The 21,353-nt window shown below is 36.3% G+C and carries 22 protein-coding genes and 1 riboswitch; of the genes, 11 read left to right on the top strand and 11 right to left on the bottom strand.

Annotated elements, in window-relative coordinates:
* The first annotated feature begins 60 nt into the window (after window positions 1-60).
* A complete protein-coding gene (locus D2K60_RS11110; RefSeq protein ID WP_117170061.1) occupies window positions 61-3,099 on the top strand; it encodes an efflux RND transporter permease subunit in 3,039 nt (1,012 codons plus the stop codon).
* 179 nt (window positions 3,100-3,278) lie between these two features.
* Here the strand turns inward: D2K60_RS11110 and D2K60_RS11105 are convergent, their stop codons facing one another.
* Window positions 3,279-4,310, bottom strand: coding sequence for a glycoside hydrolase family 88/105 protein (locus tag D2K60_RS11105; RefSeq protein ID WP_117170060.1), 1,032 nt, complete (start codon window positions 4,308-4,310; stop codon window positions 3,279-3,281).
* A 212-nt stretch (window positions 4,311-4,522) separates the two neighbouring features.
* Here D2K60_RS11105 and D2K60_RS11100 point away from each other — a divergent pair, with 212 nt between their 5' ends.
* The 3 genes from D2K60_RS11100 (at window position 4,523) to D2K60_RS11090 (ending at window position 8,540) form a co-directional block, all read left to right on the top strand.
* Window positions 4,523-4,765 (top strand): hypothetical protein, encoded by a 243-nt coding sequence (locus D2K60_RS11100; RefSeq protein WP_117170059.1) that lies wholly within the window; start codon window positions 4,523-4,525, stop codon window positions 4,763-4,765.
* A 785-nt stretch (window positions 4,766-5,550) separates the two neighbouring features.
* A riboswitch (ZMP/ZTP riboswitch) is annotated at window positions 5,551-5,627 on the top strand.
* A 111-nt stretch (window positions 5,628-5,738) separates the two neighbouring features.
* Entirely contained in the window at window positions 5,739-6,935 is a 1,197-nt protein-coding gene (locus tag D2K60_RS11095; RefSeq protein WP_117170058.1) for a phosphoglycerate dehydrogenase, read from the top strand.
* Window positions 6,936-7,343: 408 nt separating this feature from the next.
* Window positions 7,344-8,540 (top strand): phosphoglycerate dehydrogenase, encoded by a 1,197-nt coding sequence (locus D2K60_RS11090; protein ID WP_117170057.1) that lies wholly within the window; start codon window positions 7,344-7,346, stop codon window positions 8,538-8,540.
* 141 nt (window positions 8,541-8,681) lie between these two features.
* On the opposite strand, the gene D2K60_RS11085 is transcribed toward D2K60_RS11090, so the two are convergent.
* From D2K60_RS11085 to D2K60_RS11065, 5 genes are all read right to left on the bottom strand, one after another.
* A complete protein-coding gene (locus D2K60_RS11085) occupies window positions 8,682-8,921 on the bottom strand; it encodes a hypothetical protein (protein WP_117170056.1) in 240 nt (79 codons plus the stop codon).
* The gene (locus tag D2K60_RS11080) at window positions 8,918-9,109 is read right to left on the bottom strand and encodes a hypothetical protein (RefSeq protein ID WP_117170055.1); all 192 of its coding nucleotides are present in this window, start codon (window positions 9,107-9,109) and stop codon (window positions 8,918-8,920) included. Before D2K60_RS11080 ends, D2K60_RS11085 begins: the two co-directional genes overlap by 4 nt.
* A gap of 58 nt (window positions 9,110-9,167) precedes the next feature.
* Complete coding sequence (locus tag D2K60_RS11075) at window positions 9,168-9,425, bottom strand: hypothetical protein (RefSeq protein WP_117170054.1); 258 nt, start codon at window positions 9,423-9,425, stop codon at window positions 9,168-9,170.
* A gap of 144 nt (window positions 9,426-9,569) precedes the next feature.
* A complete protein-coding gene (locus D2K60_RS11070; protein WP_117170053.1) occupies window positions 9,570-10,043 on the bottom strand; it encodes a DinB family protein in 474 nt (157 codons plus the stop codon).
* 50 nt (window positions 10,044-10,093) lie between these two features.
* Window positions 10,094-11,323, bottom strand: coding sequence for an MFS transporter (locus D2K60_RS11065; protein WP_117170052.1), 1,230 nt, complete (start codon window positions 11,321-11,323; stop codon window positions 10,094-10,096).
* A 119-nt stretch (window positions 11,324-11,442) separates the two neighbouring features.
* On the opposite strand from D2K60_RS11065, the gene D2K60_RS11060 reads away from it, so the two are divergent.
* The 4 genes from D2K60_RS11060 to D2K60_RS11045 all read left to right on the top strand — a co-directional run bounded on the left by D2K60_RS11060 (window position 11,443) and on the right by D2K60_RS11045 (window position 14,147).
* On the top strand, window positions 11,443-12,027 hold the full coding sequence (locus D2K60_RS11060; RefSeq protein WP_117170051.1) for a CGNR zinc finger domain-containing protein: 585 nt from the start codon (window positions 11,443-11,445) through the stop codon (window positions 12,025-12,027).
* Between the two features lie 150 nt (window positions 12,028-12,177).
* The gene (locus D2K60_RS11055) at window positions 12,178-12,729 is read left to right on the top strand and encodes a DNA-3-methyladenine glycosylase I (protein ID WP_205418597.1); all 552 of its coding nucleotides are present in this window, start codon (window positions 12,178-12,180) and stop codon (window positions 12,727-12,729) included.
* Window positions 12,730-12,886: 157 nt separating this feature from the next.
* Window positions 12,887-13,702 carry a polysaccharide deacetylase family protein gene (locus D2K60_RS11050; RefSeq protein WP_117170050.1) on the top strand — a complete coding sequence of 272 codons (816 nt, stop codon included), beginning with the start codon at window positions 12,887-12,889 and terminating at the stop codon, window positions 13,700-13,702.
* 241 nt (window positions 13,703-13,943) lie between these two features.
* On the top strand, window positions 13,944-14,147 hold the full coding sequence (locus tag D2K60_RS11045) for a hypothetical protein (RefSeq protein ID WP_117170049.1): 204 nt from the start codon (window positions 13,944-13,946) through the stop codon (window positions 14,145-14,147).
* A gap of 63 nt (window positions 14,148-14,210) precedes the next feature.
* Here D2K60_RS11045 and D2K60_RS11040 read toward each other — a convergent pair whose 3' ends face one another.
* A complete protein-coding gene (locus D2K60_RS11040; protein WP_117170048.1) occupies window positions 14,211-14,594 on the bottom strand; it encodes a hypothetical protein in 384 nt (127 codons plus the stop codon).
* Window positions 14,595-14,795: 201 nt separating this feature from the next.
* Here D2K60_RS11040 and D2K60_RS11035 point away from each other — a divergent pair, with 201 nt between their 5' ends.
* Window positions 14,796-15,068 carry a DUF1292 domain-containing protein gene (locus D2K60_RS11035; RefSeq protein ID WP_117170047.1) on the top strand — a complete coding sequence of 91 codons (273 nt, stop codon included), beginning with the start codon at window positions 14,796-14,798 and terminating at the stop codon, window positions 15,066-15,068.
* Window positions 15,069-15,165: 97 nt separating this feature from the next.
* Here the strand turns inward: D2K60_RS11035 and D2K60_RS11030 are convergent, their stop codons facing one another.
* From D2K60_RS11030 to D2K60_RS11020, 3 genes are all read right to left on the bottom strand, one after another.
* Window positions 15,166-16,326 carry a collagen-like domain-containing protein gene (locus tag D2K60_RS11030; RefSeq protein WP_117170392.1) on the bottom strand — a complete coding sequence of 387 codons (1,161 nt, stop codon included), beginning with the start codon at window positions 16,324-16,326 and terminating at the stop codon, window positions 15,166-15,168.
* A gap of 424 nt (window positions 16,327-16,750) precedes the next feature.
* Window positions 16,751-17,572, bottom strand: coding sequence for a YheC/YheD family protein (locus D2K60_RS11025; protein ID WP_162880757.1), 822 nt, complete (start codon window positions 17,570-17,572; stop codon window positions 16,751-16,753).
* A 205-nt stretch (window positions 17,573-17,777) separates the two neighbouring features.
* Window positions 17,778-18,485, bottom strand: coding sequence for a lysophospholipid acyltransferase family protein (locus D2K60_RS11020; protein ID WP_117170045.1), 708 nt, complete (start codon window positions 18,483-18,485; stop codon window positions 17,778-17,780).
* A gap of 210 nt (window positions 18,486-18,695) precedes the next feature.
* On the opposite strand from D2K60_RS11020, the gene D2K60_RS11015 reads away from it, so the two are divergent.
* Together D2K60_RS11015 and D2K60_RS11010 are read left to right on the top strand one after the other, a co-directional pair.
* Complete coding sequence (locus D2K60_RS11015; RefSeq protein WP_117170044.1) at window positions 18,696-18,878, top strand: helix-turn-helix domain-containing protein; 183 nt, start codon at window positions 18,696-18,698, stop codon at window positions 18,876-18,878.
* A gap of 170 nt (window positions 18,879-19,048) precedes the next feature.
* The gene (locus D2K60_RS11010) at window positions 19,049-20,302 is read left to right on the top strand and encodes an ATP-binding protein (RefSeq protein ID WP_162880756.1); all 1,254 of its coding nucleotides are present in this window, start codon (window positions 19,049-19,051) and stop codon (window positions 20,300-20,302) included.
* A 91-nt stretch (window positions 20,303-20,393) separates the two neighbouring features.
* Here D2K60_RS11010 and D2K60_RS11005 read toward each other — a convergent pair whose 3' ends face one another.
* Window positions 20,394-21,332 (bottom strand): NAD(P)H-dependent flavin oxidoreductase, encoded by a 939-nt coding sequence (locus D2K60_RS11005; protein ID WP_117170042.1) that lies wholly within the window; start codon window positions 21,330-21,332, stop codon window positions 20,394-20,396.
* Between the last annotated feature and the right edge of the window lie 21 nt (window positions 21,333-21,353).

The following is a 21,353-nucleotide window of genomic DNA, read 5'->3' as shown; positions in this document are numbered from 1 at the left end:
TTTAATACTAATATATGTAATAAAGGAAGAATAGCTTAAGAGAAGAAATGGAGGAATCTTATGCATGTGGTAAAGTTTATTGTCCAAAAAAAGGTCTTGGTTGCTTTAACAGTTGTGTTAATTCTGCTTGTTGGTAGTTTTGCCGCTTTTAAGTTAGATAAGGAGCTTTTTCCATCACTAACTTTTGATGGCGCCTATGTAACGATTTATGCAGGAGATGCAGCTGCAATTGATGTAGAACGGAATATAACGACACCGCTCGAAAGGAACATCGAAGCGATCAAAGGCGTTGAGGAAATTCATTCAACCTCTATGATTGGAAGCAGTGCGATCAGTATTATGTTGGAACGTGGAAGCAATGATGATGTATTTAAAGAAGTGGAATCTGTTGTGAATGCCACTACCAAAAACATGCGTGATATTACAGAGGTAGAAATAGCACAAAGTGGAACAAGTTCAAATTATGAATTCTTTTTGGATGTGTCAGAGGGAAGTATGGAAGAACTTACTGCTTTTTCTACGGATGTATTGGAGCCTCGTTTAGAAGAATTACCTGAAGTAAGAGATGTTTCACTGATGGGATTATTAGAACATGAAATGGTTATCGAGGTTGACCGTGATAAGCTGCAAGAATTAGGGTTAGAGGCTTCTGCGGTCATTAATACGATTCAACAGTCTAATAGCGAATCTACAGTGGGAGAAATCACTGAAAATGAAGCGTCAACTTCGATTCGTTGGAATACAAAATTGACAAGTGAAGAAGATGTCAAGGCGATAAAAATTGTTACTGCTACAGGGGATGTTGTGCTAAAAGATATTGCAAAAGTAACCTTACAAGCGTTAGACAGTTCTTCCTATGTATGGAAAGATGGCACGAAGGATATCATTTTTGTTCAGGTCGGGAGAGCAGCTGATGCTACACAGATTGAAATGGCTGAAGCAATTCGTGCTGAAATAAGCAAGATTCGAGACGAAGGATTAGTTACTAATGTTGAGCTGAATGAAATGGTTGCGCAAGCAGACTATGTCAGTGAATCGATAGATAGTGTAACGCGTAATATTTTAATTGGTGGCGCAATAGCGATTGTAATCCTACTTCTTTTCTTTAGAAATGTACGGGCAACAGTTATTGTTGGATTATCTATTCCAGTCTCTATTCTTTTAACGTTTATTTCAATGTGGGTTCTAGATTATAGCTTTAATATCTTAACGTTAATTGGACTTGGTTTAGGTGTGGGGATGATGGTTGATTCATCGATTGTAATACTAGAATCGATCTATCGAAAAAAAGAACAAGGTTATAGGAATATTGATGCGGTTATAAAAGGAACGAAAGAAGTAGCCACAGCAGTAATTGCGTCGATGTTAACGACCATTGTTGTCTTTTTACCAATTGGTATGGTCGGCGGTGAGATCGGTCAATTTATGATTATCCTAGCTTTAGTTGTTGCGGTAACGTTAATTAGTTCGGTTGTCGTATCATTTTCGCTAATCCCAACTTTGTCGGATACGTTTTTGAAAATCACAAATAAAAAGTATTATAAACAGGGAAAAATAGTAAAAGGATACGCTCGAATTGTTACGTGGATAGTAAAAAAGAAGCGTCACAGTCTTGCAGTGATTGGTGCATTTAGCGTGGTGCTTGCGTGTTCCATGTTTTTAGTCACTAAAATACCGATGTCTATCATGCCTGATATTTTCAATCGGTATAATGAATTAGTTATTGACGTAGAAAGTGGACTATCAATAGAAGAAAAAGAGGAATTAGTTCAGAAAATAAATGAAGAGTTATCTAAGATCCAGGATGTAGAAACGAATTACGTGATGGATAGTAATGGTGTCATGTATAGTATGATCAATATGACTAAAGGGGCTAATATTACAAGAGAGCAAGACGAGATTAATGCAGATATTACCCGGTCTCTTCGTAACCTTCAAGATGATTATCCTGTCGTCGGTATTCAAATGCAAACATCGATGAATGAAGGTGGAGTCAATTCAGTTCAAGTAAATATTGAGGGAGAAGACTATACTACTCTACAGAAACTAGCTGATAACTTTACAAATAAGCTATCTGACATGGATGGAGTTGTAGGGATTACCAATTCGATGGAGCGAACATCCGTAGAACAAGAAATCGTATTGAATGAAGAGAAAATGGATGAAGCTGGCTTGTCGCAACAACAGATGAAACAATACATGGAACAAGCATTTTTGAATATGCCTGTTGCTGAGCTAGAAATAGATAATGAAGTCGTGCCACTCTCAGTCAAATGGGATCAAGAAGTTATAACAAAAGAAGATATATTGGATTTAACGATACCTACGATTGATGGAGAGGAAAAACTAGCAACCTTTATTAAATTGAAGGCAGTAGAATCACCAAATGAAATTTCACATGTTAATGGAAACCGTTTTGTATCAATAGACGCAGACATTGAAGGAACAGATCTTGGTACAATAAATCGCCAAATAGAAAAACTGCTTGCTGATATTGATACACCAGTCGGATATAGCATTTCAACTACTGGTGATCTAGAGCAGCAACAAGAGCTTATGGAAGAAATGCTGATGGTGTTAGTAATTGCTATTTTCCTTGTCTACTTGGTGATGGCTGTACAGTTTAATCATCTATTAAGTCCATTCGTTGTAATGTCCGTTATTCCGATGACGATTGTTGGCGTAATAGTAGGACTATTCCTGACGCAACAACCATTAAATATGATGTCGGGGATGGGAGTTATTATGCTAATCGGAATTGTCTTGAATAACGCTATCCTGTTGATCGATCGAATCAAGCAATTACGACAAGAGGGAAGTACTGTACCTAACGCAATTGTGACAGCCGGAACAGACCGGATACGGCCGATATTTATGACAACTTTAACTACTGCTGGTGGAATGCTACCACTTGCATTAGCATCAGGATCAACTGGTAATTACCAAACACCAATGGCTACTGCAATCATTTCAGGCTTACTGTTTGCAACGTTTATTACCTTGTTGCTAATACCAGCGGTTTACCGACTTTTCACACGAAAAGAAAATATTAAACAAGCAGTTAGTAGTGAAGATTCAACAATTAAGGTTACGATTTAAAAATAGTTTCAATAGGTGGGGGAGAGAGATTTGTATTAAACTTCCCCACCTAACACTATTTCAAGCTGTTTTGAAGTAGGGAATTCTTAAAAACGCCAGCGTAACCGCAATGGTTTATTCAGATAAAACGTGAGTATTTAATCAAAAATCCAATACATATAACATCCTCCTCTTTAGGTTTATTTGTTTGTTAGTAAAACATGTGATAGAAAGACCAACATTAAACCTTGTCCCCAACCTTCAATTCGTTTTTTTGAAGTCATTTTATATCCTTCGATATTGTTCATGACGGCTGTTCCAGTTGATACGTCTAAAACGGTACCTTGTTGATCTATTTTTTTGAGTAAACCATCTAACGCCTTTTGTGCAGCTTGAAATGTTCGTGGTGTATGTAAACCGGTTAGTGTAAGGGAAGCTGCAATACCAGCAGATGCGGATGTTTCTTGATAAGATGTAGGATCTGTTAAAATCGTATGCCACAGTCCATCGTCACTTTGTAACTGTAATAAAGCGCTTACTAAATCACGCAAAGAGCCATTTATTGTCATGAAACTTGCATCTTGGACATCAATATTTCGTAATGCAGCTGCCATTGTATAAGCTGCCCAAGCATTTCCTCTAGCCCAAAATACACCAGACATATTGTTTTGGTTTATGTTATCCCAACCGTGATAGTAAAGATTAGTTGAAGCATCCTGTAAATATTTTTCGTGGCCTTCAAATTGTTCTAGACCGACCTTTGTGTATGTTTCATTATTTAAGTCATGACCGATTCTAATTAAGAAGTATCCTGCCATGAAAAGCGTGTCGACCCAAGCTTGTTCAGGAAAAACTGATCCTTTTCCAGCAACCGTATGCTGCAAGACACCTTCGGCAAATTTTGGCGCTTCTCCAACGAGATAATCCGCTTTTTCTACTGCTATGTTTAGATATTTTTCATCCTTCGTGATGTGATAAAGCGTGAGTAGAGAATGGCCCATAGAACAACTATTAACAGACATTGGTGGAATCCCGAAATCAATAAATGCATCAATCCAATCTTTAAGCAAGGTAATATACGTGTCATTTCCTGTTGCTTTATTCGCTAAACAGACGCCATAAAAAGCAACGCCGGCTGGCCAATCCCAATTGTGATTCATTTCAAATGATCGGTTTACGATTGTGTCAATCTGTGCTTCAATTGTTTGTTTGTCACATTCTAATTTTCTCAACTTTTCACCACTCTCCAGTAATTTTAGTACAAAAATTCCATATTTTGTTTTACTTTAACTTTAGCTCAGTAGATGCAAACGGTCAATAAAATATTTCAGTCTTATTTAAAAATTATTGAATGATATTACTAGTCAAAAAAATTGAAAAAGTATTATGTTAAAATAATTAAGCGGCTGAGTTAAATAAAGAAGTATTGAAAGTGGGAATATTCATGAAGCAATACATTTATATTGCTTCACCAATGAAATTGTTAAACGGTTCGTTTGGATCAACCCACTTGTCACCTGAACAAGCTAATGTCTTTAAAGATGAATTAGATTTAACGAATTTATCTTTTCAAAATAATTATGATAGTAGATTAAAACAAAAATTTTCTTATAGTCGACACTTTACATTTGGTCAACAAGTGTCAGCTGACGCTAGCTATATCCCTTTGAAACTTGATTTAAAGTGAACAAGGGAAGAAGAAAAATGTTTGAATATCTTATATTTATATTTAGAAGATGCGCTTCAAACGACAGCTATTTTAGAATATTTCACTTGTTGTAGTGGGAAAGAAGATAGTAGCAGGCTAACACATTAATTTTCAATTCCGACTACTAATTTCTGTTGTTAATGTTGTTTTACATTTATATATTTTGCTTTAATCAGCGAAGGAAGCAAATGGTTGAGCCCACGGAAAGGGAGACCCTTTGCTGACGTATCGGGATGAGAAAGTTTACATCGGAATTTATTGTTGTTTTATAATATCCTAGAATTTATTAGAAAACAGGCATTTTTAAAGACTGTCAAGTAATATAAACAATGTACTTTAAACTTAAAACAGTCAACGTTTAGCACTTGTTTTTTTGTGAGAAAGTTGGGGCTTTGAGATAGGTGGAAAGAGTAATTTTAAATACGTTTAAACATTTATTATTCAGGTGTATTGCTAATTTCTTATAATATTATTGAAAAGACAAATAAGAACAGAATTAATTGAGAAGCTTAAGCTAGTAGACAGTTGTTTATTTCCACTTATTAAGAAACGTATTGAAAATACAACACAACTACAAAAAAGACGAACGATTATTTGTTTTTTAATGAAATCGTACACTTTTCTATTGCGTATTTATTTGATATTTGATATATTGTCGGTGTAGGTATCTTATAGAAGTTTATATTTCTATATACTTATCAACTTAAAAGCTAGAATATGTAATTACTAATCAAAACAAACAGATGTTTTTCAAAATAATAGACAAGTCTATGTGTGACTGGCGAACGCGGATTACCGCGAGGGAGCACATAGTGTTTAGCCGTTCGCCTGGGCAGAGGTAAGGGAATTTATTCCCTTGCCTCTTTCTGTTTTTAAAGGGGGATAGTCGCTAACTGCTCATTTCATATTATCAGGATAATAGACTTACTGAAAATTAAGAGGAGGAAACAAGATGACTAGTGCTATATTAGAAAAAGTATATACAATAAAAACGTTAAATGATCTATCAAAAAGTGGGTTCAATGTATTTAGTGACAATTATAAGTTTGATAATGAAATTGATAATCCAGATGCTATCCTTCTACGTAGTTTTAACATGCATGACGGTGATTTCGGAGATGCTTTAAAAGCAATAGCTCGAGCTGGAGCGGGTGTTAATAATATCCCAGTCGATAAATTCACTGAGAAGGGTGTTGTTGTTTTTAACACGCCAGGTGCTAATGCGAATGCGGTAAAAGAACTTGTACTAACAACATTAATGGCATCATCTCGGAATCTATTTGCTGGTATAGAGTGGACAAAGACGTTAACGGCTGACGGTGAAAAGGTTCCAAAGCTTGTTGAAGCAGGGAAGAAACAATTTGTAGGTAAAGAGATTAAGGGGAAAACGTTAGGTGTGATTGGATTGGGAGCGGTTGGTGCGCTTGTAGCGAATGATGCGCTTAATTTAGACATGAATGTGATTGGATTTGACCCATTTATGTCTGTTGATACAGCCTGGAATTTATCGAGTAATGTACAACGAGCAATTACGTTAGAAGAACTATATGCTAATTGTGATTTTATTACGGTACACGTTCCATTTACGGATGAAACAGGAGGTATGTTTAACGAAGATATATTTAAGATCATGAAACCAGGTGTTCATATTCTTAATTTTTCTCGTGGTGAACTAGTTAATGAGAAAGATATTGAAGTTGCACTTAAAGAAGGCAAGGTTGGTAAATATATTACCGATTTCCCAAATGAAAATATCTTAAATATGGAAAATGTTATTCCAATTCCACATCTTGGTGCTTCTACGAAAGAATCAGAGGAGAACTGTGCCATCATGGCTGCACGTCAGATAAAGGACTTTTTGGAAACAGGTAACATTAAGAACTCAGTGAATTTCCCGAGAATCGCCTTACCATACTCAGGAAAACGACGACTGACAGTATTCCATAAAAACGTTCCCAACATGGTTGGACAGATCACATTGGTATTATCAGAATTTAATTTGAATATCGCTGATATGGTAAATAGAAGTCGTGGGGAATACGCTTATACAATGGTGGATATTGAAGATAATGTTAATGGCGATGTTATTCCGAGTTTAGAAGAAAAAGTAAATCAAATCCCTGGCATTGTCATATTGCGTATTATATAAATTTAAAGCAGTATTTCCCGGGTAATAGTTAGAGGATAAACATTGACCATTTCATTTGCGGTTATTTCTAAATAATGACAGTATAAATACAATTAAAACAACTGTATGTGATCAATTCATAAAAAGTTCATACTTTATTTAAAATATTCAGATATTTCATTGCTTAATTCGTCTGGATTTGTTATATTATGCATGGATTATATTAAATAAAACACAAGTCTAAGTATGACTGGCGAGTGCAGATAACCGTTAGGGAGGACCTTAGTGTTAAAGCTGTTCGCCTGGGCGGAGGTAAGGGAATTGAGACTAATCCCTTACCTCTTTCTGTCTATTTAGGGGAATAGTTGCTTAAGATTTGTAACGTCTGAAGAAAATAAATTTATTAATGATTAAAGAGGAGGAAATGAGATGAGCAAGACTGGTGTAGAGAAAGTCAACACAATAAAAACATTAAATGATATTTCAGAAAAAGGACTAAGTGTATTTGGGGAAAACTATCAGATTAATACTAATAGTGAAGCACCTGATGCGATTATGCTTCGTAGTTTTAACATGCATGACGGTGATTTTGGAGGAAAACTAAAAGCGATTGCTCGTGCTGGAGCGGGTGTTAATAATATTCCAGTTGAAAAGTATACAGAGCAGGGAGTCGTTGTTTTTAACACACCTGGTGCGAACGCTAACGCTGTAAAGGAACTTGTACTAACGACATTAATGGCGTCATCTCGTAACCTGTTTGCTGGCGTAGAATGGGCAAAGACGTTAGTGAATGAAGGGGATCAAGTGCCAAAACTTGTAGAATCAGGAAAGAAGCAATTTGTTGGTAATGAGATTAAAGGGAAAACACTAGGTGTCATTGGTTTAGGTGCGGTTGGTGCGCTTGTTGCGAATGATGCACTTAATTTGGACATGAATGTAATTGGCTTTGATCCCTTCATGTCTGTTGATACAGCGTGGGATTTATCTCGAAATGTGCAACGGGCAATGACGCTAGAGGAACTATATGCAAAGTGTGATTTTATTACGGTCCATGTTCCTTTTACTAAAGAAACGGGTGGCATGTTTAATGAAGATATATTTAATATCATTAAGCCTGGTGTACATATTCTTAACTTTTCTCGTGGAGAGCTTGTCAATGAGAAGGATATAGAAGTTGCGCTTAAAGAAGGCAAGGTAGGTAAATATATTACGGATTTCCCAAATGAAAATATTTTGAAAATGGAAAATGTTATTCCAATTCCACATCTTGGTGCTTCTACACAAGAATCAGAGGAAAACTGTGCCGTTATGGCAGCGCGTCAAATAAAGGAGTTTTTAGAAACTGGTAACATTAAAAACTCAGTTAATTTTCCAAGAATTGCTTTACCATACTCAGGTAAACGACGTCTGACAGTATTTCATAAAAATGTTCCTAACATGGTTGGACAGATTACAACTGCTCTATCAAGCCTTAATTTGAATATTGCTGATATGGTGAATAGAAGCCGAGGCGATCACGCGTATACAATGGTTGATATTGAAAACACTGTAAATGGCGATGTTATTCCGTGTTTAGAAGAAAAAATAAAAGAGATAGAGGGTATTGTTACAACGCGCATTATCTAACTTTTTACTAAATAGATATATTTATTTCCAAGACTATATTTGAACAAATAATCTTCATTAGGACAGTGTCAGACATAGACATTGTCCTTAATGAAGTTTTTTTGTGTCACATTATTTTGGACCTGTATGGTCTACTAGTGGTTAATCATTTCCTGATATAGCAGTGAATGTAGCTTCATCACCATTCTTAAAGATTTGAATTGCCTCATAGTCTCTATCCAAGTTTATCTCATATAGTGCAAGATGATTTAGAACTTCGTCAGAATAATTATCGGTGTTTGCTTCCATATAGTTAATTTTCAGAACTTCTCCATCTCCTTCAATACTAAAGGCAGTAAAATGAATTGCTTTCTCGCCTTGTATGACATTCTTACCGTTCAACGTACAACTAGATTATCTTCTCCGGAATAATACAGATAGTTCCCATTTGTATCCGCAACACTTTCGAAAAAGGCACGTATATCTGGATCCAAACTGTCCATCTCCACATCAGAATAAGATAATTCTGATTCAGAACTACACCCTACTAAAAATAGAATAAAGATACATACGAACCACAGTTTTTTCATGATTATTCTTCCCCTTTAAAATGAAAAGTTGTTTCAGTTCTAAAGCAACATTCTCAGTTTATGGTGTATTCCAAAATAAAGTAGAAGCTAATGGAATTACAACAGCCCATAAAAACAGAAGAGAATTACCAAGTAATCCAACTGTTTTGAGCGTTTTACTGTTAGTAAAGAAGGCAGTAATTATTCCAATAATCGGGAGTGCAACCACGAGTATCATTGCTGATTTTGAAAATAAATCTGCGTTCAAGAACCATGCTGCATATATTATCAAAGAAATTAAAAAAGCTGCAACGGATATGATACCAGACTTTCTCATATTCATTCCCCCTATTAATGATATATTACATCATTTTTCTAACCTATATTACCATTTTGTCTTTTGTTAAAAACAACAATCTTTAGAATCAAAACAGCCTATGTAGAAAACTCCCCTTTTAAGATAAAGGGGAGTTTTTCCTTATCAATCTTTATTTTGTGAAAATTGATTGATAGTTTTTATTACACCAAAATGCATGCCTTCATGATATAGACAAAAGCTTAGACATGCAGCAACACTGCTTATTCGCAGTCCAGTCGAAGTGTTATACACTTTCTTAATGGGCAACTCTATTTCCTTTGATAATGTTTCCATTTTCACGATTTGTTCATTTAGTAAAAAAATTAATTCTTCTTTCGCTGGGGATTTTACAGACCAATCTTTTGGAGATGTTCCTGGATTAAAAAGTTTAGGAAAATCAGCAGGCACAGTTGCTTTTTTACCGGTGAGTTGAAAAGCGAATTTTTCAGTTACTGTGTAGATATGTCCTAAATGCCACTTAATATTATTATTCAATCCTGCAGGTATAATTTCCAATCGGTTTTCATTCACCTCTTTTACGTATTCAATCGTAGCCTTTCGAACAAATTTTGACTGTTGAATTAGATAATGACTCATTTGCTAACTCACTCCTTCTATTTATTTAAGTTTAAAATACTAAGACAATATTATTGCACTGCTGTTTTGCTAATAGCAGGTATAGGTTGCTCCTTAATTAACGTGGTAAGTACGACTCCAAACGTCAATAAAACTGCTCCTAACCAAAATGCTAGTTCGTAGTTACCAGTCAATGTTCGAAGGTAGCCACCAAGAAAAACGCCTAATGCAGCAAATACTTGATGGATGAACCAACTAAATCCTAGAATACTTCCCATTGCATTTTTTCCGAACTTATCACCAATGATTCCTGTTACAAGGGGAATAATCGGCATAGAAGAAATTCCATAGACAATGGCAAACACATATAGTTGCCAAATACCTGGTGATACAGCAAGCCAGATAAAAGCAAGCAACCTCACCATGTACAACATAATTAGTAATTTCCTTTTACCGAATACAGGTGTTAATTGACCTGTAACTAACATTGAAATTGCACTTCCAAAAGCAGCAATACCTAATAATTTACCACCAAGTGATTTACCACCACCTAAATCAACTGCAAAGTTTGGGAGATGCATGGCTACCAAATATAAGGTAAAACCGCATGTAGCAAATCCTAGAGTAGCAATCCAAAACTCGCGACTTTTTAGTGCTTCTGACAATGAAACACTTTTTACTACTGTAAATGAAGATGAAGGATCCCCATCAGGCATTTGATTGACCTCTGACGGATTATTCTTTACTACAATTAACACGAATGGAACCACTATAACGAGCATGATTAATCCTAGAACAACAAATGCAGTTCGAAAACTGGAGCTAGCAATTAAAGCTCCAGTTAATGGAAGTAGGATGAGTTGACCAATGTTCATCCCCATGGAACTTCGAGAAAGCATTTTAGCACGGGTCGTCACATACCACCTAGATACGAGCACAGAATTTGCCATGGAACCACAACCAGCAAAGCCAATAGCAGTTAGCATGCCATAGTAAAGAAAGAATTGCCATAATTGCGTTATCGTTGCTGAAAGGATAAATGCGCTCCCCATTAAAGCGGCACTACCTGCAATTACAGATTTTGGACCGAACAGATCAATCAGTTTCCCCATTACTGGTTGGAAAATTCCCCAAGTAATCATATTCAACGATACAGCTAAGCTCAGTATGGTTAAATCCCATCCGAAAGTATCATTTAGAGGAACAAAAAACTGTCCTGCAGTTAGGTTCAATCCAAATGCGCCCATCAACGTAAAAAAAGTTACCATTACTATTTTTGGACCTAAAAAACTTTTTGACATAAAATACGCCTCCTTTAATTAACCGGTAATTAAATTATTTAATGGTTAATAATATACCTCGTTATTATTAACCTGTCAATCGTGTTATAATAGGTTATAAGTTAAAGGAGATGATTTTCATGACAAACGAAATAACGTTCCCGCTCATATCAGGCAATATTTCTATGGACCTGGTTAACACTGAAGTTGTTCGACATGGAACCCGTCATGATTTATTAACAAACGCAGATCATGTCAGAGCATGGTTTGACACTTTAATCATGGAAAAAATAATATTTAAGGAACAATTTAGTGCAGATATAGAACATTGGGGGAATGATTCATTATCCATTTTACGTGAATTGCGTCAGGTACTTCGAGAAGGTTTTGAAATGCTGGCCGATGGGAAAGAACTTTCCTCTGATTGGATTAAACATTTGGAATTACTAATAGAAAATGCTCCCTTTACGTATCAATTAAAAAACGATCAGTTAATTCCTACCCCAATGGGAAAACCAGAAAATGCGCTCATATCACTGATTGCATTAGATGCATTAACACTTATTTCTTCTGGTCAATTAAACAATATCCACCGATGTGCTAATCCAGATTGTGTCTTATTATTTATTGATACACATGGACGTCGCAAATGGTGTTCTATGAAGATATGTGGTAATAGGAGTAAAGTGACGCGTCATCAACGTCAAAAGGCTCAAAACAAATAAGCGTTTTTATTTTTATAAGAATCTTTAGAATTCAAATGTTTAGCCAGATATAAAGTTTTTTTATTAATTTTCAATAAATACCGAATAAGCTGATTAAATTGATAAGCTTATTTTTCTGTTAAGATAAGAGATATAGATGGGGTGATGTTAATGAAACGATGTGATTGGGTTAATGAGGATCCATTATATATCGATTATCATGATAACGAATGGGGCGTTCCGGAATACAATGACCAGAAGTTATTTGAGTTAATTATACTAGAAGGTGCGCAAGCGGGATTGAGCTGGTATACAGTACTGAAAAAGAGAGAACATTATCGTGTTGTGTTTGATCATTTTGATCCAGAAAAAGTTGCGAAGTATGATAATAAAAAGAAAGAAGAATTGTTACAAGACCCAGGAATTATTCGAAACAAGTTGAAGGTACAAGCTGCTATAACAAATGCTAAGTTCTATTTGGATATAATTGAAGAAGAAGGAAGTTTCTCCGACTACATATGGTCATTCGTTGATGGTAAACCAATTAAAAACAGTTGGGAAAACATTAAGGATGTGCCTGCAACAACAGAGATAAGTGACAAAATGAGTAAAGCATTAAAAAAGAAAGGCTTCAAATTTGTTGGGCCAACGATCTGTTATGCTTTTATGCAAGCAAGCGGAATGGTTAATGACCATGTTACCTCATGCTTTTGTTATAAATAAAGTAGTGTTAGGCGTGCGTTCCGATTTTAATGGATGCATGTCTCTCTTTATGTTACAAAGATATAGTGCATTTTTTATACTCCGACATATATGGATGAATAAAGAAAATTTTTAAAAGAATGATAAGAATATAATAACTATATGTGGAGGTGAACGAATGTATTGGAAGAGCTTTAGCTTGCGACTATTTATAATAAGTTTTTTCGTGATTTGGGCTACACCTGCTGTGACAAGCTTTGCACAGCCGACTCAAGAAGACTTACCAGACCCAGAAGGCGGGTCAGAACTATCGGAGCGGGTTAGGTATCCAGTTTCTAATTTTATTTTACAAGAAAGATATCCTGAAACAATTGTCTTAAGTGGTGATCGATCAGAGAATAGAATTGCATTAACGTTTGATGATGGACCAGATCCTCGTTTTACGCCGCAGATTTTAGATGTATTGCAAGGGTATAATGTTAAAGCGACTTTTTTTCTTATGGGTGCTAGGGCGAAAGCGTATCCCGAGCTTGTGCAACGGATAATTGATGAGGGACATATAATTGGGAATCACACGTATTGGCATCCCAACTTGGTAGAAGTAGGTGACATACCTACACTGGAAAATGAAGTAAACCGAACAGAAGATAATTTAGTTGATCAAATCGGTTATCGAACGAAATTATTCCGTGCTCCATATGGTTTCTTAAACAATGAATTAGTTGAGAAATTACAGGAAATGAATTATTCTGTTGTTGGTTGGACCGTTGATTCGCTAGATTGGCAGGAGGCTGATCCAGAAGTGATCGCTTATAATGTGTTGAGTAATATTCATCCAGGTGCTATTATCCTGATGCATGATGGCGCTGAGTGGGAAGGTGACAGAACCAATACAATTGAAGCGCTTCGGCAAATAATCCCGACACTGAAAGATGAAGGCTTGGACTTTGTTACAGTTCCAGAGTTAGTTAACATTCCATATAAACAAGACTAACACAAACATACCCTTCCTAATTTCTAGGGAGGTTATTTTCCTTTCGTATGATGCGATAGAGTATCAGCAAATTTAATGTTTATATACAATTACAAAGACGTTATGTCAGCGTGTATTTTCTGATATAATCTAGTGAAATATACGCGTTACTTAGTGGTACGAAAAATAGATCGATCGAAAACTAGAATAATCGGGCGAACAGCAGCACGTCATGAATCGCGCAATAAAGGAGAGATATCTTATGAAGTTTGGTATACGAAAACCGAGTCTAAAAAAGAGGATTTCAGCTAGGACGAGTGTAAAAAGACAATTAGTTCATCGGGCAGGTTTAAAAATGCCAAAAGGAACTGGTTGGGCAAGGAGTCCAAAAAAATATGCATACAATAAAGTGTATCAAGAAACATCCTTTGATATTTTTAAACTAATTAAGAAGTTGTTTAAATAAGATTAGATTATTAACTGTGAAGAAAGGTGAAGAAGGATCAGCAGGAAACGCTGAATCCCTAATTTAGGTTTTCTGCAATTTTTTAATTCCTCTATATGCTTTTGAACTTTTTGTTTTTATGAAGTACCAGATGGAATGTAGCCAATCCATTACTTCAATATTTCTATACTTGTACAACATTGTTGCTACTAATGAAACTTCGCTTGTGATATATAGCCAAATCCCTAATTGAAGGCCGGTTATAAATTGAGCTTCGCTTCGTAGGAATGTGTACAAAAACCAGTTAAAGATTGCTAAAGAATAGATTGTTAGATTCAGTACGCTAGCAACAAATAAATTTGTATGAAGACTGATATTAGTTACTTTCATCGTATAGGTTACATATTTATAACTTGCATAAAAAGCAGCTCCTAAACTTATAATATATATACTATATGCTAAAATCATGGGTAAGTTCCTCCTTGTTTTTATTAGTATGGTATATTAATAGTATTTTTATACCCATTTTTCCAAGTGATTAGTCATTATCTATCTTATGTGGAATTCGTAGCAGTATCCTTTATTTTTTATTTTTTTTCACACTTAAGTTTGCATTTTTTGAAAAAATTAAGTTATGCTATAGAAATAAAGTACATGGGAGGGTTTATGATGGATAAAATTGAAGTTGGTGAAGTCTTTACCATTATTGATGAACAAGAGCTGGAGCAAACAGTTGAAGTTTTGGCAAAAGTTACGTTAGAGGAAACAGATTATCTTGCTGTAAGTTTCCTAGCTGACCTAGAAGAGGATGAGGAAGGCGAGATTGATATCTTTTTCCTTAAGACAGATGAAGATGGCGACTTAACAGCTATTGTAGACGATGCGGAATTTGATACAGTTTCCGAAGCATTTGATGAGATTTTAGAAGAAGACGAGGAATAATAAATATAAAAAAGCGCTCAGAGTAAAAATGTCTGAGCGCTTTTTAATATCCACGTGACTGGTAAATACTTTTCGAAATGGAGAACTTGGATCAAAACTAATCCAACTTCTTAATAACAATCGAAGCATTTACGTTTGTTTGTGTGCCCCCTGCTAAAGTTTGAAGGGTAACTGCTGCAGCAGAACTATGATTTCGAAGGGTGAGGACATCACCAGATGCTATGGTGAATATAGCCTGACCATCATTTTGCTGTGTGCCAGCCCCAGATCCGTAAACAGTTCCACCTACATTCGCGCCATTTAAAAATAATGCAAATTGGCTGGGTTCAACACCAGAAATGGAGAAAGTAACTTCGTAGTCTCCTGGAGTGGTTACTAAGATTTCAGCGGTTCCAGGAGCATGTGTGATTCCAGCTGTAATTAATCCATTTGAATCAAAGATGACATCAGCTTCTATTGGGACAACTTGAGCACCGAGGTTGTAAATATACCCGTATTCAGATAATCCCCCACCTGTTGGTCCGGTAGCTCCGGTAGCACCCGTGTCGCCAGTAGGTCCAATCGGTCCAGTAGCGCCAGTGTCACCAGTAGGTCCAATCGGTCCAGTAGCGCCAGTGTCACCAGTAGGTCCGATCGGTCCGGTAGCGCCAGTGTCGCCAGTAGGTCCGATCGGTCCAGTAGCGCCAGTGTCACCAGTAGGTCCAATCGGTCCAGTAGCGCCAGTGTCGCCAGTAGGTCCAATCGGTCCGGTAGCGCCAGTGTCGCCAGTAGGTCCGATTGGTCCAGTAGCGCCAGTGTCGCCAGTAGGTCCGATTGGTCCGGTAGCGCCAGTGTCGCCAGTAGGTCCGATTGGTCCAGTAGCGCCAGTGTCGCCAGTAGGTCCAATCGGTCCAGTAGCGCCAGTGTCACCAGTAGGTCCGATCGGTCCGGTAGCGCCAGTGTCGCCAGTAGGTCCGATTGGTCCAGTAGCGCCAGTGTCGCCAGTAGGTCCAATCGGTCCAGTAGCGCCAGTGTCGCCAGTAGGTCCGATTGGTCCAGTAACGCCAGTGTCGCCAGTAGGTCCAATCGGTCCAGTAGCGCCAGTGTCGCCAGTAGGTCCAATCGGTCCAGTAGCGCCAGTGTCACCAGTAGGTCCGATCGGTCCGGTAGCGCCAGTGTCGCCAGTAGGTCCAGTAGGTCCTCCTAGAGGTCCGGTTGGCCCAGTGGGTCCAGTAGGTCCTTGAGGTCCGCTTATAATATTAATTACAGTATGCTTCACTTTGCATCTATACGCTTTATGCACAAATTCTGGACATTCTTTTCTTTTACATCTGCAAATTCTATGCCCGCAAGCTTTACATCCTTTGTTTAGGTAGCTGTAATTTTTACGCAATAATTTTGAGTACCTATTTTGTTCATTCAATTTATTTCAACCCCCTTTCATCTTACTTCTTTATTCTATGAGAGAAGTAATGAATACGAGAGGGTGAAACGCTTGTAAAAGTGCTTGTTTTTGAAAAATGTGTTGCCCATTTGTTCTACTAACTGAGAAAAAGCTCTAGGATCACTATCAAATGTAAGCAACCGGCTGATCGCTGAAATTAAAAAGGGTGTCGTGTGATACTAATCCTCTTTATAATTATCTTCTTTATATTAATTCCTGGTAGATACTCTTACCCACGTCTTGATAAGGATAGAGTTTATTAAAAATGCATGTTGTTTTTCTTCCAAACTTTATGTCGCCTCTTATCCATTGCAATCATTTGTTTATAGACATTTTTATCGGGTAGTTTTTTAAAGAGATCATATGCTGGGCGTCCTTTAGCGTCATTTGTATTGACTTCAAATAACCAGAGATCCCCATTTTGGTCAACACCAAAGTCGGCGCCGATATCGATAAATGGATACTGGCTATCTAGTACTTCGGAAATTGCGAATGCAGCTTTTGCTAGATTATCTATCACTTTTTTTCCTTTTGCATAAGGAAATGAATGGTGTAGTACAAATTCCGTTTCCACTACGCCACCACCATTTGTAAAAAGATTTGAAACAATGGATTTGTCACCGCCAATTCGCGTTAAATCTCCTGCGTAAAGCCACCGGCCTCGCTCATCTCGTTGCAGATGGACACGAATGTCAAACGCTCGCGAATTAAATGGGATAGTAGGTGTTTGTTGTTGCAAGATTACAAGTGTATGTTGATAATAGTGTTCTAATTTTCTCCACAAAACTTGCTGGTTAGGAAGGGTTTCTTCTGTACCACTTTGAAACTTTACGTGATAGCCGTTATAAACGGGTGTGATGCGTGCTATATGCAATCCAGCCCATGTATGAACGGGCTTTACATAAAATGGCATAGAGCTTGAGGTGAATTGCTCAAACGACTGGATGGAGAAGACAGAAGTATAAGGTATTTTTAAAGGTAAGTCATACGGGGCTAATAATTTATACATTTCCCATTTGTTAAAAAATAGACGTGACTTATCAAAGTTGGCAGCAGTACTAATTGAGGTTTTACTGTTCATTTCGTACATCTCCTTCCGATATAGAATAATACGATATATATATGGAATTACTGGGCATTTTGTTCCTATATTTTTACGCGGTAGAATATATCAGTATTTAGCAGTACATGTTAAAATAGATGAATAGAGTATAATAAAAAACGCAGTCATTGCAAATGGACATAATGTCATTTGGTCAGTGACTGCGTTTTTTTTGTTTGAATACTTATAGATGTTTTTTTATTTGTGTTAGTACTTCTTCCGCTAGTTCGCCTGTATCTTTGAAATCGCTTGAATCAATTGGGTCAGAGTAGTGAACAGAAACTTTTGCTGGCTTGTTCCAACCTTTTTTACCGATCAATTTATACGAGTCTTTAAATGAAACAGGAATTACCTTCACACCGGCTTTTAGTGCAATTCGTAAGCTGCCGGATTTAAAATCACCAATCTCTGGTCCTTTACTTCTCGTTCCTTCTGGAAAAATTGCGATTGGATGACCTGCTTTTAAACTTGAGATCGCTTGATTGATCGCCTTTAAAGAGTTACGTGCATTCCCTCTGTCGATAAATACGCAACCACGTTCTTTCATCCAAAAACCTAATAACGGAATTTTCTCCATTTCTTTTTTTGCGACAAAGGCCATTGTTTGTGGTGCAGTTGAATACAAAATTGGAATATCCATATGTCCTTGATGGTTTGCAACATATAAGACAGGTTCATTTAATGGAATGTTCTCGGTACCTGTTACAGATAAGTCTGCACCTGAAATTTTAATTAATTTATTTGTACATTTTAAAATTATTTTATCCATTAGTGCTAGTTTTTCTCTGTTTTTACCAGCTTTATTTAATCTATTAATAGCAAATGATTTATTTGCTTTACTTAAAATATACCCCCACATATAACCTTGAAATACTAGTGTTCGCATAGGCATAGTATTAAACTCCTTCTCTTGTTAGTAATTCTATTTCTATCATAAAAGAAAAAACGACATATAATAAGTCACAAACGCCCATATTTAAGATGACATTTGTCATGGATATATTGTATTTTATGAATAGTACCCTTTTTTATCCAAAGCAGACACCTTTTACTGGAAGATAACGATTATATGAGTAATCAAACGTATAGAGGAGGTCATGACATGGAACGAGAAATTATAACCGTTAAAGAAGTCTCACTGTATCTCGGTGTGCATCCAGATACGATTTACGATATGACAAGCCAGAAAGAGATACCACATTTTAAAATGCGCAGTAAGATTTTATTTTCAAAGAAATCAATTGATAACTGGATTAAAGATCAGGAGAAAAAGCTAAACAAATAGAAAGAGGTAAATTCGGATGAATTATTACGCAACTAGCTTCACTTTTTCATTTATTGTAAAAGTAGTGTTACATTCATGTGAAAATTTAATTTTAAGTGCAATATTTTGGTATTCTTATTGTAAAAAAAACCACAATGTGGCAAAATACGTATATAAAGAGGGGTGACTGGATGATTCTGCATTATGAGGAGTTATTAATAAATTTTTTGTTTATATTTATACCTTATTTTCTATTTCAAACATTGTGGCTTGATAAAGGAAAAGCAAATCATAAAAATACGAACGTTATAATTGTTGTTTTAATCATTTTGTCGATTACTTCTTGTATGGCTTATCCGATAAGGTTCTCAGGTGGGATTATATTTGATTTAAGACAAATCCCATTCATTTTAGGATTAGTTTATTTTGGTTGGCGTGTAGGGCTAGTATTGTACCTTACAATCGTTGTAAATCAATTTTTAATTGGTGGGGAAGGCGTATTTATAAGTTTAATCGTTACTACTTTCATGCTGATTTTTATATCACTATGTAAAACTAAATTTGATAACTTAGGTCTCAAAGGCAAAATGATATCTCTCACATTAACCGCTTTTTTTGCATCTTTAGCCATTGTTCTACTATCTCATGCAACGATTCAAACCTCATCCACAGAACAGAATCTTACATCATTAAATTTTGTCATAATACAAGGTTTAAGTATGCTCGTAATTACCTATATCATAAAAAACTCAATAGAAAATATAAGAATCAGAGAAGAATTATTGGAAACGGAAAAATTAAAAGTAATTAGTGAATTGGCTGCTAGTGTTTCCCATGAAGTTCGTAATCCGATAACCGTAACGAAAGGCTTCTTACAATTATTAATGACACCAGAGATCTCTGATCATAGTAGGCAAAGTTATGCTGCATTGTCATTAAAAGAATTGGAACGAGCAGAAAATATAATAAACGATTATTTATCAATAACTAAAGCAAGGCCTAATAGTTGTATTATTTCTACGATGGAGTCAGATATTGAATATGTAGTTAGCGTATTATCGCCATATGCAGCGATACATAATGTTGATATCATTACAAAATGTAATAATCAATTGCTAGTAAAATATAAACAAAACAAACTGCAACAAAGTTTTATTAACATAGCAAAAAATTGCATAGAAGCAATGCCCGACGGTGGCATATTATCAATTGAGACAATAGCTAATAAAAATAATGCTATTATTTGTATCAAAGATAGCGGTTATGGAATGACAAAACAGCAACTAGCAAAACTTGGTACCGCTTACTTTACAACAAAAAAAACTGGTACAGGCTTAGGCATGACGGTTAGTTATAATGCAATTCACGCAATGAATGGCACGATTAAAGTGGACAGTACAATAGGATCGGGTACAGAATTCAAGATTACATTGCCAGGTGCTTAAGAAATAACGATAACACTTAGTTCATTCCTCTGAAAATAGTTTTAAATAAAAAATAGACTCTTATTTTAGAGTCTATTTTTACTGCATGCAATCAAACCTCTTCCATAAGATGATCCATAATATGTTGTACGGATTCTATCTTCGTGATTTCATGTACCCTTGCTCCAGAAAAAACCAAACCGTCCTCAACGTCACCATTCATCGATCTAAATAGTGAATCTAGCGTGCAAAACTGAAAAGAACATTTTTTTAAGCAGCGGTAGCATCTATCAATTTTTACTTTGCCGCCATCACTGATTCGATCTGTAAAACGATTCCTTATCGCTCTGCCTTCTAAGCCAACCGTTGTTTTTACCAATACAGTATCATTTTCCTTTGCGTCTATGTACTTCTGTTTAAACGCCAGTGGGGCGTCACACTCTTCGCTTGCAACAAAACGAGAACCCATTTGAACACCAACGGCACCAAATCTTAATGCTTTCGCAATATCTTCACCAGTCAGAATACCACCAGCGGCTATTACTGGAATGTTAACGGCTTCGACAACCTCAGGTAGAATATCGAATAAAGGGCGTTCTGTTCCTAGGTGACCACCTGCTTCATGGCCCTCAACAACAATAGCAGCGGCACCTAATCGCTCTGAAATTTTTGCTAATCTGGCTGTTGAAACTATTGAAATAACTGGTATGCCATATTCGCGACCCCATGCATACATATCTCTAGATACACCTGCACCTGAAATTATAAAATCAACTTTCTCTTCCATTGCAGCTTTCATTTTCTCAGCAAAATCAGTCATCGCAAATAAAACATTAACACCAATATATCCTACATTGTTCGTTAATTCTCTTGCTTTTTTAATGTGGCTTCTCAATTCATCAACTGAAATGCCGGTTCCAGAAATAGTACCAATACCACCAGCATTTGCAACTGCTGCAGCAAGTTTACTTAACGAGATACCTACACCCATTCCACCTTGTAAGATAGGGAATTGTGGTTTTATCTGTCCAATTTGTAGTGTGTGATCCATGACATATTGCCTCATTTCATA

Source organism: Paraliobacillus sediminis, assembly GCF_003426055.1.
The sequence above is the reverse complement of the archived record's forward strand: the minus strand, read 5'-3'. Positions and strand labels throughout refer to the sequence as shown.